At 52.5% G+C, this 12,333-nt stretch carries 13 protein-coding genes; 11 read left to right on the top strand and 2 right to left on the bottom strand.

All coding sequences use genetic code 11. From position 1 onward, the window contains the following. The first annotated feature begins 22 nt into the window (after positions 1 to 22). The 11 genes from EC836_RS19200 to npr all read left to right on the top strand — a co-directional run bounded on the left by EC836_RS19200 (position 23) and on the right by npr (position 8,034). Complete coding sequence (locus EC836_RS19200) at positions 23 to 1,003, top strand: calcium/sodium antiporter (protein WP_123336093.1); 981 nt, start codon at positions 23 to 25, stop codon at positions 1,001 to 1,003. A gap of 15 nt (positions 1,004 to 1,018) precedes the next feature. Continuing rightward, complete coding sequence (gene kdsD, locus EC836_RS19195) at positions 1,019 to 2,005, top strand: arabinose-5-phosphate isomerase KdsD (RefSeq protein WP_123336091.1); 987 nt, start codon at positions 1,019 to 1,021, stop codon at positions 2,003 to 2,005. Positions 2,006 to 2,022: 17 nt separating this feature from the next. Further along, entirely contained in the window at positions 2,023 to 2,589 is a 567-nt protein-coding gene (gene kdsC / locus EC836_RS19190) for a 3-deoxy-manno-octulosonate-8-phosphatase KdsC (protein ID WP_123336089.1), read from the top strand. After that, on the top strand, positions 2,586 to 3,161 hold the full coding sequence (lptC, locus tag EC836_RS19185) for an LPS export ABC transporter periplasmic protein LptC (protein WP_123336087.1): 576 nt from the start codon (positions 2,586 to 2,588) through the stop codon (positions 3,159 to 3,161). The genes kdsC and lptC overlap by 4 nt, the downstream gene beginning before the upstream one ends. Continuing rightward, a complete protein-coding gene (lptA, locus tag EC836_RS19180) occupies positions 3,133 to 3,681 on the top strand; it encodes a lipopolysaccharide ABC transporter substrate-binding protein LptA (protein WP_123336085.1) in 549 nt (182 codons plus the stop codon). The genes lptC and lptA overlap by 29 nt, the downstream gene beginning before the upstream one ends. Positions 3,682 to 3,686: 5 nt before the next feature. Further along, positions 3,687 to 4,412: an LPS export ABC transporter ATP-binding protein gene (gene lptB, locus EC836_RS19175; RefSeq protein ID WP_123336083.1), complete on the top strand. Its 726-nt coding sequence runs from the start codon at positions 3,687 to 3,689 to the stop codon at positions 4,410 to 4,412. A 46-nt stretch (positions 4,413 to 4,458) separates the two neighbouring features. Further along, positions 4,459 to 5,892, top strand: coding sequence for an RNA polymerase factor sigma-54 (rpoN, locus tag EC836_RS19170; protein ID WP_123336081.1), 1,434 nt, complete (start codon positions 4,459 to 4,461; stop codon positions 5,890 to 5,892). 22 nt (positions 5,893 to 5,914) lie between these two features. Further along, the gene (gene hpf / locus EC836_RS19165) at positions 5,915 to 6,202 is read left to right on the top strand and encodes a ribosome hibernation promoting factor (protein ID WP_123336079.1); all 288 of its coding nucleotides are present in this window, start codon (positions 5,915 to 5,917) and stop codon (positions 6,200 to 6,202) included. Positions 6,203 to 6,372: 170 nt separating this feature from the next. Next, positions 6,373 to 6,849 (top strand): PTS IIA-like nitrogen regulatory protein PtsN, encoded by a 477-nt coding sequence (gene ptsN / locus EC836_RS19160; protein ID WP_105592917.1) that lies wholly within the window; start codon positions 6,373 to 6,375, stop codon positions 6,847 to 6,849. 61 nt (positions 6,850 to 6,910) lie between these two features. Continuing rightward, positions 6,911 to 7,765 carry an RNase adapter RapZ gene (gene rapZ, locus EC836_RS19155; RefSeq protein WP_105592916.1) on the top strand — a complete coding sequence of 285 codons (855 nt, stop codon included), beginning with the start codon at positions 6,911 to 6,913 and terminating at the stop codon, positions 7,763 to 7,765. Continuing rightward, on the top strand, positions 7,762 to 8,034 hold the full coding sequence (npr, locus tag EC836_RS19150) for a PTS phosphocarrier protein NPr (RefSeq protein ID WP_123336077.1): 273 nt from the start codon (positions 7,762 to 7,764) through the stop codon (positions 8,032 to 8,034). The genes rapZ and npr overlap by 4 nt, the downstream gene beginning before the upstream one ends. Positions 8,035 to 8,058: 24 nt before the next feature. Here npr and mtgA read toward each other — a convergent pair whose 3' ends face one another. Then, positions 8,059 to 8,757: a monofunctional biosynthetic peptidoglycan transglycosylase gene (gene mtgA, locus EC836_RS19145; protein ID WP_370348258.1), complete on the bottom strand. Its 699-nt coding sequence runs from the start codon at positions 8,755 to 8,757 to the stop codon at positions 8,059 to 8,061. 801 nt (positions 8,758 to 9,558) lie between these two features. Beyond that, entirely contained in the window at positions 9,559 to 11,901 is a 2,343-nt protein-coding gene (arcB, locus tag EC836_RS19140) for an aerobic respiration two-component sensor histidine kinase ArcB (RefSeq protein ID WP_123336073.1), read from the bottom strand. Positions 11,902 to 12,333: the final 432 nt, after the last annotated feature.

Here is a 12,333-nt window from a genome sequence, read left to right as displayed (position 1 = left end):
ATATCCGATAAAAGGACATTTCATGCTCGTAGCTATAGCACTATTGATTATCGGTTTAGCCTTACTGGTTTATGGGGCCGATCGTCTTGTGTTTAGCGCAGCCATTTTGTGTCGTTCACTGGGGATCCCGCCGCTTATTATTGGGATGACCGTTGTAGGCATCGGCACTTCCCTCCCCGAGCTGATTGTTTCGTTTTCCGCAGCCACGCACGGTCAAATGGATATCGCCGTCGGTACGGCCATCGGTTCTAATATTACCAATATCCTGCTGATCCTCGGTGGTGCGGCACTGCTGCATCCGCTAACCGTACATTCAAATCTGATACGTCGCGAGCTGCCGCTGATGCTGCTGGTGGCGCTGCTGAGCGGCATCATGCTTTTCGACAATTATCTGAGCCGGAATGACGGACTGGGGCTGATCTTTATCGCCGCCTGTTGGCTGGTGTGTACCATCAAAATCGCCCGCCGCGCCGAGCGTGAGAATAATGACACACTGACCCGCGAGCAGTTGGCCGAGCTGCCGCGTGATGACGTCGGCAATACCGTCGCGTTCCTCTGGCTGGCCGTTGCGCTGATTTTACTGCCGGTCTCAACCCGCATGGTGATTGATAACGCCACGGTGATTGCCGACTATTTCGGCATCAGTGAACTGGTGATTGCGCTGACCATTATTTCAGTGGGCACCAGCCTGCCAGAACTGGCGACGGTGATCGCCGGGGCGTTGAAAGGCGAAGATGATATTGCCATCGGCAACCTGATTGGGTCTAACATTTATAATATGGTGATTGTTCTTGGCATCCCGGCGCTGATTCATCCCGGCAGCTTTGACGCCAGTGCATTTGCCCGCGATTACTGGGTCATGCTGGCCGTCAGCGCCCTGTTTACGCTGATCTGTTTGCAACGCAACCGCCGGATTGGTCGGGTTGCTGGAGCGTTGCTGCTGTGCGGATTTATCCTCTGGGTGGTCATGCTGTATGGTTTCCCCTCAGTGACTTTCTGGTAAAAGGACTGAAGAGTTATGGCGCATATCATTACCGATACTGATTTTGACTTTATAAAAGCCGGAAAAGAGGTATTGCAGACCGAACGCGAAGGACTGGAACAGCTGGATCAATACATTAATGACGACTTCAGCCAGGTCTGTGCGCTGATTTCCCGCTGCCGCGGTAAAGTGGTGGTGATGGGGATGGGCAAGTCCGGGCATATCGGCAAAAAAATTGCCGCTACCTTTGCCAGCACCGGGACTCCCGCGTTTTTCGTCCATCCCGGCGAAGCCAGCCATGGCGATCTGGGCATGGTCAGCCCGAATGATGTGGTCATCGCCATCTCAAATTCGGGGGAATCTTCCGAAATTTTAGCCCTGATACCGGTGCTGAAACGCCTGCAAGTTTCCCTGATTTGCATGACCGGCCGCCCCGACAGCGCGATGGGGCGTGCTGCTGATATTCATCTGTGTGTTAAAGTGCCGCAGGAAGCCTGCCCGCTGGGCCTTGCGCCAACCACCAGCACCACGGCTACACTGGTTATGGGGGACGCGCTGGCGGTCGCCCTGCTCAAAGCGCGCGGCTTTACCGCCGAAGACTTCGCGCTGTCGCATCCGGGCGGCGCGCTGGGGCGTAAGCTGCTGCTGCGGGTTGATGATATTATGCATACCGGGAGCGAGATGCCGCATATCAGCAGCGATGCGTCGCTGCGCGATGCGCTGCTGGAAATTACCCGTAAAAATATGGGGATGACGGTCATCTGCAACGACCTGATGAAAATTGAAGGCATTTTTACCGACGGTGACCTGCGCCGCGTATTTGATATGGGCATTGACATCCAGCACGCCAGCATCGCGAGCGTGATGACCCGTGGAGGCATCCGCGTCAGGCCCAATACGCTGGCGGTAGACGCCCTGAATTTAATGCAGAACAAAAACATTACCTGCGTGATGGTGGCCGACGGCGATCGTTTGCTTGGAGTGGTACACATGCACGATATGCTGCGTGCCGGCGTTGTTTGATAAGGAATATAGCGATAATGAGTAATCCAGCCGCCGCCGTTGAGACCTGTTATGGCCCGGTCAGTGAGCAGGTCATGGCACGGGCTCAACAGATTAAACTGCTGATTTGCGATGTCGATGGGGTGATGTCTGATGGCGTGATCTATCAGGGTAACAACGGTGAAGAGCTGAAAGCATTCAATGTCCGTGACGGGTACGGTATTCGCTGCCTGCTGACCTCGGACGTCGAGGTGGCGATTATTACCGGCCGCAAGGCAAAGCTGCTGGAAGATCGCTGTGCGACGCTGGGAATTACCCATCTTTACCAGGGCCAGTCTGATAAGACTTTGGCCTTCCGCGAACTTCTGGATAAACTAGCGCTGAATGCCAGTCAGGTCGCCTACATCGGCGATGACCTGATTGACTGGCCGGTTATGGCCCAGGTTGGCCTGAGCGTAGCCGTTGCCGATGCACATCCGGTTCTGCTCCCTAAAGCCGACTACGTGACCCGAATTGCCGGTGGTCGTGGTGCCGTTCGGGAACTTTGCGACCTGATCTTAATTGCTCAGGGTACGTTTGATAAGGCCATAGGGCAGTCTGTATGAGTAAAACAAGACGCTGGATTACACTGTTACTGACGCTGATCGCCATCATTTTGATTGGCTGGAATCTGGCTGACTCGGATAACGGGGATGCGACGGTCAGTAACAACGATAGTGAACCCACCTATCTGAGCGATAATTCGCATACTGTCGTCTACAACCCCGAGGGTGGACTCAGCTACCGGCTGGTATCCGACAAGGTCACTTACTTTTCCGCTGACGCCATTAGCTGGTTCGACAACCCGAAGATGACGACTTACGATGAAAACAAAGTGGCGACCTGGTCGGTGCGCGCCGATAAAGCCAAGCTCACTAACGATCGCATGCTGTATCTGTACGGCAATGTCGAAGTAAACAGCCTGACGAAGGATGCGCAGCTGGAAAAAATTAAAACCGATAACGCGCTGGTGAATCTGACCACTCAGGATGTCACCTCAAACGATCGGGTTACGCTTTATGGCCGCAGCTTTAACTCTACGGGAATGAAGATGCGCGGAAATTTACGGAAGAAAACTGCCGAGTTGATTGAAAAGGTCAAAACATCTTATGAAATTCAAAATGAACAACAGCCTTAAGTTACTGACGGCATCTCTGCTTCTGGCTGCCAGCTTACCCGCTCTGGCGCTGACCGGAGATTCCGATAAGCCGGTCAACGTCGACTCGGAAAATCAGGCGCTGGATATGCAGGGCAATGTGGCCACCTTCACCGGTAAAGTGATCGTCACCCAGGGATCGATCAAGATCACCGCCGATAAAGTGGTGGTCACCCGTCCTGGCGGCGACAGCAAGAAAACCATCGTCGATGCTTATGGCAATCCCGCCACGTTCTATCAGATGCAGGACAACGGCAAACCGGTTCAGGGCCACGCGCAGAAAATGCACTATGAGCTGGAAAAAGATCTGGTTGAGCTGACCGGAAATGCCTATCTGGAGCAGCTGGACAGCAATGTGAAAGGCGATCGCATTACCTATCTGGTGAAAGAGCAGAAAATGCAGGCCTACGGCAGCAGCGGCAAACGTGTCACAACCGTGCTTGTGCCGTCACAGCTGCAGGATAAAAGCACACCGTCTAACGGTCAGAAAAAGAGTAACTAACCAACATGGCAACGTTAATTGCGGAAAACCTGGCGAAGGCCTACAAAGGCCGCCGTGTGGTTGAAGACGTCAGTCTGGAAGTGAAATCCGGCGAGATTGTCGGACTGCTGGGCCCCAACGGAGCCGGCAAAACGACCACCTTTTATATGGTGGTCGGCATAGTACCGCGTGACGCAGGCCGTATCGTGATTGATGATGAAGATATCAGTATCCTGCCGCTGCACGCACGCGCACGCAGGGGTATTGGCTATCTCCCTCAGGAAGCCTCCATCTTCCGCCGTCTGAGCGTTTACGATAATCTGATGGCGGTCCTGCAAATCCGTGACGATCTGACCAGCGAACAGCGGGAAGATCGCGCCAACGAGCTAATGGCCGAATTCCACATCGAGCATCTGCGCGACAGCCTCGGCCAGGCGCTTTCCGGCGGTGAACGCCGCAGGGTAGAAATTGCCCGTGCGCTGGCTGCAAATCCTAAATTTATCCTGCTGGATGAACCTTTTGCCGGGGTTGACCCCATTTCCGTTATTGATATTAAAAAGATTATCGAGCATCTTCGTGATAGCGGACTTGGCGTACTAATAACCGACCACAACGTCCGCGAAACGCTGGCGGTATGTGAGCGCGCTTATATCGTCAGCCAGGGACACCTCATCGCACACGGAACGCCTGAAGAAATCCTTGCCGACGAACAGGTGAAACGCGTCTACCTGGGCGAAGAGTTCAGACTCTGATAAGGTGTCCATTAGGTTTGTTTTTTAGGGAATTACTATCCTGAATATGAAGCAAGGTTTACAACTCAGGCTGAGCCAACAGCTTGCCATGACGCCACAGTTGCAGCAGGCCATTCGTCTGCTGCAACTCTCTACGCTTGAACTACAGCAGGAAATTCAGCTGGCGCTGGAAAGCAACCCGTTGCTCGAGCAGAGTGATGTTCATGAGGAGATCGACTCCCGCGAATATCAGGAAACCGAAGCGCTGGATACGCGGGAAGCGCTAGAGCAAAAGGATATGCCTGAAGAACTGCCGCTTGATGCCACCTGGGATGAAATTTACACCGCGGGCACGCCTTCCGGTACCGGTACCGACTATCACGACGACGAACTGCCGGTGTATCAGGGGGAAACCACCCAGTCGCTGCAGGATTATCTGATGTGGCAGGTGGAACTCACGCCGTTTACCGATACCGATCGCGCTATCGCCACCTCGATCGTCGATGCCGTGGATGAAACCGGCTATCTGACCATCCCGCTGGACGATATCCTCGACAGCATGGGCAATGAAGAACTCAGCATGGATGAAGTTGAAGCCGTGCTGAAACGCGTACAGCGATTCGATCCGGTAGGCGTGTGCGCCCGCGATCTGCGCGACTGCCTGCTGGTCCAGCTTTCTCAGTTCCCTGACGATCTGCCGCTGCTAAAAGAAGCGCGTCTGATCGTGAGCGATCATCTCGATCTGCTGGCTAACCATGATTTCCGCAGCCTGATGCGTTTAACCCGGCTAAAAGAAGAGGTACTGAAAGGCGCAGTACAGCTGATCCAGTCACTCGATCCGCGTCCGGGCCAGTCGATTAATACTCAGGAACCTGAATACGTTATCCCTGATGTGCTGGTACGCAAAGTCGGCATTCGCTGGACCGTTGAGCTTAATGCTGACAGCGTGCCGCGTCTGAAGATCAACCAGCACTATGCTGCGCTGGGTGGCTCCACCCGTAACGACAGCGATTCACAGTTTATCCGGAGTAATTTGCAGGAAGCAAAATGGCTGATCAAAAGCCTTGAGAGCCGCAACGACACGCTGTTAAAAGTGACCCGCTGTATCGTCGATCAGCAGCAGGCATTTTTCGAGCAGGGTGAAGAGCATATGCGGCCGATGGTACTGGCAGACATAGCCAGCGCAGTCGATATGCATGAATCAACAATATCGCGCGTCACAACGCAGAAGTACCTGCACAGCCCGCGCGGTATATTTGAGCTGAAGTATTTTTTCTCCAGCCACGTGAGCACTGAAGGTGGCGGCGAAGCCTCTTCAACCGCTATCCGGGCGCTGGTGAGGAAATTAATTTCGGCGGAAAATCCCGCCAAGCCGCTGAGCGACAGCAAGCTAACCTCTTTGCTTTCCGAGCAGGGAATTATGGTCGCGCGACGTACTGTGGCAAAATATCGAGAGTCTTTATCCATCCCGCCATCAAACCAGCGTAAACAGCTGGTCTGAAAGAACTGAGAAGGAAGACATCATGCAACTCAATATCACTGGACTAAACGTTGAAATTACCGAGGCACTGCGCGAATTTGTGACGGCGAAATTCGGTAAATTAGAACACTACTTTGACCGGATTAATCAGGTCTATATTGTTCTGAAGGTGGAAAAAGTGACTCAAATTGCAGATGCGACGCTGCATGTGAATGGCGGGGAGTTGCATGCAACCGCAGAAGAAAAAGATATGTACGCGGCGATTGACGGCCTGGTTGATAAGCTGGCTCGCCAGTTAAATAAACACAAAGATAAGCTTAAACAACACTAAATTTCACCCTGCGCTGATTGTTTCTGCAGCTTCCCACATCGGGTTAAGCTAAAGTCAGCGGCGGCTCGTCTCTTGATAAGGTACGAGCCGCTAATCAATCTGGGGTAAACAATGGCCAGTAAAACGGCTGAAGTTAACCGCCATGCGGATGTGAACACGTAAGTGAAACTATGATGAACAACGATCTGAAACTGGAACTGGGCTCGGTCCTGAACCTGTCCTGCACCCGAAACGGTGTACACTGCCAGAGTAAAAAACGGGCACTGGAAATTATCAGTGAACTGGCGGCCAAACAGCTTAACCTTCCGCATCAGACCATTTTTGAAGCGATTCTGACGCGCGAAAGAATGGGCAGTACGGGTATTGGTAACGGGATTGCGATCCCGCACGGAAAATTACTCGAAGATACGCTGCGTGCGGTTGGCGTATTTATCCACCTGGATCAGCCGATTGCCTTTGACGCGATTGATAATCAGCCAGTGGATTTGTTGTTCGCCCTGCTGGTTCCGGCAGACCAGTGTAAGACTCACCTGCATACGCTTTCGCTGGTGGCAAAACGTCTGGCCGATAAAACGGTTTGCCGACGCCTGCGCGCGGCTCAGAGCGATGAAGAGCTGTACGAGATCATCACGGAAGATCACGATTAAGCCAGCTGTAGTACATTCACCACGCTATCCGTGGTAACAGGTTAAATTGGGGGAAGAGTTAATGGTGCTGATGATCGTCAGCGGTCGTTCCGGTTCAGGTAAATCCGTGGCGTTACGCGCACTGGAGGATATGGGCTTCTACTGCGTGGACAACCTTCCCGTGGTCTTGCTGCCCGATCTCGCCAATTCGCTCTCTGAACGCAATATGTCTGCTGCGGTCAGTATTGACGTGCGTAATATGCCGGAATCCCCCGAAGTTTTTGAAACGGCGCTGAATAATCTTCCCGACTGCTTTTCGCCGCAGCTTTTGTTCCTGGATGCCGATCGCAACACGCTGATCCGTCGCTACAGTGATACCCGCCGCCTGCATCCCCTTTCCAGCAAAAATCTGTCACTGGAAAGCGCAATTGATGAAGAGAGCGATCTGCTTGAACCGCTGCGTTCCCGCGCCGACCTGATCATCGACACCTCGGAAATGTCCGTTCATGAACTGGCCGAAATGCTGAGAACCCGCCTGCTGGGCAAGCGTGAGCGCGAACTGACGATGGTGTTTGAGTCATTTGGCTTTAAGCACGGTATTCCGATTGATGCCGATTATGTCTTTGATGTTCGCTTTCTGCCGAACCCGCACTGGGATCCAAAGCTGCGTCCGATGACCGGCCTCGATCGTCCGGTGGCAGCGTTTCTCGATCGCCATACCGAAGTGCATAATTTTATCTATCAGACGCGCAGCTATCTGGAACTGTGGCTGCCGATGCTGGAAACCAACAATCGCAGCTATCTGACCGTGGCGATTGGCTGTACCGGCGGTAAACACCGTTCGGTATACATCGCAGAGCAGTTAGCCGACTACTTCCGTTCCCGTGGTAAAAACGTGCAGTCCCGTCACCGTACGCTGGAAAAACGTAAATCATGACCGTTAAGCAAACCGTTGAAATCAGGAATAAGTTGGGCATGCACGCCCGCCCGGCGATGAAGCTTTTTGAGCTGGTACAGAGTTTTGATGCTGAAGTGCTGCTGAGAAACGAAAGCGGTACGGAGGCCGAAGCCAGCAGCGTCATTGCGCTGCTGATGCTCGATTCCGCCAAAGGTGGACATATCGAAATTGAGGTAAGCGGCCCACAGGAAGCCGAAGCGCTGGCAGCCGTTATTGAACTGTTTAACGCCGGATTCGACGAAGAGTAATGCCCCTGTTGCAGAAGCCGCCTGTTAATCCAGGTGATTTCTGGAAAGAAACGCTTCACCACCCAGCTGGCGCATCTGACGCATGATCCACTGCTGGCGCTGGCGGACATAACCTGAAGGCGCTGCCGCCTTAAAGCGTATTGGGTTCGGCAGCACGGCCGCCAGCAGCGCAGCTTCGGACATCGTCAAACGGCTGGCCGGCTTATTGAAATAACGCTGCGCCGCCTCTTCCACGCCAAAGACACCGTCACCGAACTCAGCAATATTCAGATAAACGGTCAGAATACGTCGTTTAGTCCACACCGTTTCAATCCCGACGGTCAGCCCGGCTTCCAGCCCCTTTCGCACCCAGCTACGTCCGTCCCAGAGGAACAAATTCTTTGCCGTTTGCTGCGACAGCGTTGAAGCACCGCGCATACGTGCGTTTTCGCCGTTGTTGTCCAGCACCGACTGAATTGCATCTACGTCAAAACCCCAGTGCGTAGGAAACTTTTGATCTTCAGAGGCCATCACCGCCAGCGCCATCCACGGAGATATTTCATCGCGGCCGACCCAGTCAGAATGAGCAACATAATCAAAATTACCCTGTAGCCAGGAGCCAAGCTGTCTTTCAACCATCACCGCAGAGAACGGCACAGGGATAAAAGCGAAGATCACAATCCCCGCAAGCCAAAAACCAATAACGCCCAGCAGCAGACGCAACGCGACTTTCTTTATCCACATCCAGCGAGGACGTCGGTTACGGCTCATTCGTTGACTCCATCATCATACTCTCGTCAATACGGATTGTTTTCGTCTGGGGCTTGCGGAATCGGCACTTATCCAGGAATCGGTTCCATCGTGCACCATAGTTTAATACATTTAAGGCGGGCGCTCTCCGGCGGAGAAAATCATTTTTTAATTGATTTACATTGCTTATAAATTTCACTGAGTACATTTCGAAAGCACAAAATTTGAAATAGAAAACCAGCGATAAACGAAACAAAAGCGCGTCTTTTTTATGCTGATTATTAATAAACAGCCTCGTTTCGCTTGCTGAACTGTGTCAGCATTTATCTGCTGCATGATTGGCCGATGGCGATTTGTGCTAGCAGAAACCAAAACGTTTCGGTAAAACTCAGCAAAAACAACAAAAAATACAGCACTTACAATATATTAAACCCACAAAAACTGCTGAAATAGCGTTTCAGCCATTGGACTTCAGCAATTCGATTCCGTCACGTTACTCGTCAAGATGTCCGATGAGGAAAATACAACAATCGTACAATAATCCATCATAAAAAGAGCAAAATGAATTACCTGCTTGACTGAGAAAGTAATTTGATGTCTTCTATTTACAAACACTGCTCAACATCACACATTTTAATGAATCTGGTAACATGTGATGTTAGATTTGCTAAGGTAGTGGCTGAGAGTTTTACCCAATACCCGGCCTGCGCTCCAGACGATTATTATCAGAATAGCGTGGGTTTCCATTTTCCCTGGTGTTGGCGCAGTATTCGCGCACCCCGGCCTCGGTCGGGGTCATTTTTTTTCAGCGTCCAAAACCCATTCACGCAGAACATTCACGTCATTGCGCCATTCCTGTTTAAGCTCATCAATCCACTCCTGAACGTTGTCCCACCAGGCAGGTAGCTCAGGGCTTTGAATTTGTTTGGCAATCTGCTGCAGATGCACCAGCCCAACGGAACCCGCGGCACCTTTGATCTTATGTCCTTCTTCCGCAATGCCTTTCTGGTCGCGGGCCATCATGTTGGAATCCAATACGTCCAGGTAACCCGGCATCATTTTCTCAAACATCTCCAGGCTCTGATGAATCAGTTTCGGCCCAACCAGTTCGATGTACTGCTCCAGCATCACGACATCCAGCAGCGCCAGTTTTTTCTCATCCAAATTGATCTCCTGCGCAGGTATCACCCGCTCCTCGCTTTGATAGTCCCAGTATTTCTTAATCATCGCCGTCAGTGCAGGCACCGCCAGAGGTTTACTCAGCACATCGTCCATGCCCGCATCCAGGTACTCCCGCTTGTCCTTCAGTACGTTGGCGGTTAACGCCACCAGCGGCGGCAGTTGTTTACCAGCATGACGCTGATGAATAGCTCGCGCCACATCCAGGCCGGTCATATCCGGCAGCTGAATATCCAGCAGCACCAGATCGAATTCATCCGGATCGAACATATCCAGCGCTTCCTGCCCGGTCATCGCCACGTCGACGCTGTTGCCGAGTTTCTCCAGCACCGATCTTGCCACCACCACGTTAAGCTCAATGTCTTCCACCAATAGCACATGCAGCGCAGGCAATGGAAGATCGTCTTCAGGCTGCTCGTCCTCAACCTCTTCCGCAACCCGCGGTGCATTCAGCGTCAGCGTAAAGCATGAACCCTGCCCCTGTGCGCTACGAACGCTGATATCACCCCCCATGGCCTGCGCCAGACGGCGGGACACCGCCAGGCCAATGCCGGTGCCGGTTGCCGGTTTACCGCCGCGCTGATCTTTCACCTGATAGTACATGGCAAAGATCTTATCCTGTTCATCCTGCGGAATACCCATCCCGGAATCTTCCACCTCAAAGCACAGGCAGTCTTCATCGCGATAGCCCACCCGCACGACGATTTCGCCGCGCTGGGTGAACTTCACCGCATTGCCGATCAGATTCCACAGGATCTGCCGCAGGCGCGTGCCGTCCGCCACAATTTTGTGCGGCAGCGGAAGTTCCGGCTGCAGGATAAACTTCAGCCCCTTAGGCTCGGCCAGCAGGCCGGAGAGATTTTCCAGATCGGCCAGCAGGCCGGTGAAATCAAGCGGCTGATTATCCAACTGCACCTTCCGACGCTCGATTTTGTCCATCTCGATGACATCGTTGAAGATGTTTCCAAGGGTTATCGCAGAGACGTGAATGGTTTTCAGATACTTAAGCTGTTCCGGGTTTAAATGAGTATCCAGCAGAATCCGGCTCAGCCCGACAATGCCGTTAAGCGGCGTACGAAGCTCGTGGCTGATTGTTGAGATAAAAGTGGTCTTCTCCCTGCTGGCATTCTCTAACGCGTCCTGGTAACGCTTACGTTCCGTTATATCGCGTCCGAAGCCCATCAGACCGCTGCGTTTACCCACGCGGTCGTAATAAGGCACTTTGCGGATCTCAAAGCAGGCTTTGCGGCCGTCGGGATACTGCAGCCACTGCTCGTAGGTCAGAGAAACGTTGTGGCGGAAAACCTTTTCGTCCGTTTCCAACACTTTTAACGCGGCATCGTCGTCGTAGACGTCATTCGGGGTTAACCCAATGAGCTGCTTCTCACTTTTCCCCGTCAGCAGTTCCATCGCCCGATTACAGCCGGAAAACTGCTGATCGGCGTTACGGTAGAACACCAGATCCGGCGAAGCGTCCAGAAACGAGCGCAGGAAGGTTGACTGCTGCTCCAGTTCGATCTGCGCCTGTTCACGCCGTGCCATTTCCTCTTTCAGGCGGGTCATTACCTGCAGACGCGCTTCTTCCGCCTTAATACGATCGGCAATTTCCTGATTGAGCTGGGTAATGTTTTCCTTCATTTGCTGATTCAGCTCGAGATCGCGGTTGCGCATCTCCTCAAGCTTATCGACCAGCCGCGCCAGTCGCTGGCGTGACTCTTCCAGCTGCTCCACAACGACCGAAAGGAAATATACCGCCCAGGGCGTAATCAGCAGGCCAAAAAACACCGATCGCACCACGTCGATGCTTTCCACATGCCCGCGAAGCACCATGGTCACGGCCATCTGGACAATCATTGCCAGTACCACCAGGGCGGAAGCCAGCAGCAAAGAGAAGCGAACCAGCCCCAGCTTGACCATCAAATCAACGTAGTACTGCGCCAGTAATCGAATTTGTTTCATTTAGGATCCCTTCCGGTCTGTATCCCTCAATCATACCGGAATCGAACCAAAGTCCCACACGCTAACGCGCGCAAAGTTTTGCACAAAATAAGTGCAGCGCACCTTTCCTGACTCATCAAATGCACACTTATAGTTCACGAAAATATTATTCACCGATTCATTGCACGGTTATGGAACATTGAATTCGATTTAATAAATCCACTGCACAATAGTGGTGCAGAACACTCTCTAGCTTAATCGCTATTATCACGGAATTTTCGTCGCCGAAGAGCAGCGGTATTCCTGCGCGGAAATTACCTCTTCGGCCTGTGCTGGCGCGGCTCCTGCATGATTTATCAATTATTTTGGCATCAGAGCAAAAAGTTGTTGCCAGATATATTGACTAAATTTTATAACTGCATAATCTATAAAGCCGCTCAAAACCCAGTGTGC

The sequence above is a fragment of the Erwinia sp. JUb26 genome (assembly GCF_003751505.1).
Lineage (GTDB): Bacteria > Pseudomonadota > Gammaproteobacteria > Enterobacterales > Enterobacteriaceae > Erwinia.
Note: the sequence above shows the minus strand (reverse complement) of the source record. Positions and strands in the feature narration are given on the sequence as shown.

What these genes read in the sequence shown, in the direction of transcription:
- lptC (WP_123336087.1), top strand. Translation starts at nt 2,586, where the DNA reads ATGAGTAAAACAAGACGCTGGATTACACTGTTACTGACGCTGATCGCC.
- arcB (WP_123336073.1), bottom strand. Translation starts at nt 11,901, where the DNA reads ATGAAACAAATTCGATTACTGGCGCAGTACTACGTTGATTTGATGGTC.
- EC836_RS19200 (WP_123336093.1), top strand. Translation starts at nt 23, where the DNA reads ATGCTCGTAGCTATAGCACTATTGATTATCGGTTTAGCCTTACTGGTT.
- ptsN (WP_105592917.1), top strand. Translation starts at nt 6,373, where the DNA reads ATGATGAACAACGATCTGAAACTGGAACTGGGCTCGGTCCTGAACCTG.
- rpoN (WP_123336081.1), top strand. Translation starts at nt 4,459, where the DNA reads ATGAAGCAAGGTTTACAACTCAGGCTGAGCCAACAGCTTGCCATGACG.
- rapZ (WP_105592916.1), top strand. Translation starts at nt 6,911, where the DNA reads ATGGTGCTGATGATCGTCAGCGGTCGTTCCGGTTCAGGTAAATCCGTG.
- npr (WP_123336077.1), top strand. Translation starts at nt 7,762, where the DNA reads ATGACCGTTAAGCAAACCGTTGAAATCAGGAATAAGTTGGGCATGCAC.
- kdsD (WP_123336091.1), top strand. Translation starts at nt 1,019, where the DNA reads ATGGCGCATATCATTACCGATACTGATTTTGACTTTATAAAAGCCGGA.
- mtgA (WP_370348258.1), bottom strand. Translation starts at nt 8,757, where the DNA reads ATGTGGATAAAGAAAGTCGCGTTGCGTCTGCTGCTGGGCGTTATTGGT.
- hpf (WP_123336079.1), top strand. Translation starts at nt 5,915, where the DNA reads ATGCAACTCAATATCACTGGACTAAACGTTGAAATTACCGAGGCACTG.
- lptB (WP_123336083.1), top strand. Translation starts at nt 3,687, where the DNA reads ATGGCAACGTTAATTGCGGAAAACCTGGCGAAGGCCTACAAAGGCCGC.
- lptA (WP_123336085.1), top strand. Translation starts at nt 3,133, where the DNA reads ATGAAATTCAAAATGAACAACAGCCTTAAGTTACTGACGGCATCTCTG.
- kdsC (WP_123336089.1), top strand. Translation starts at nt 2,023, where the DNA reads ATGAGTAATCCAGCCGCCGCCGTTGAGACCTGTTATGGCCCGGTCAGT.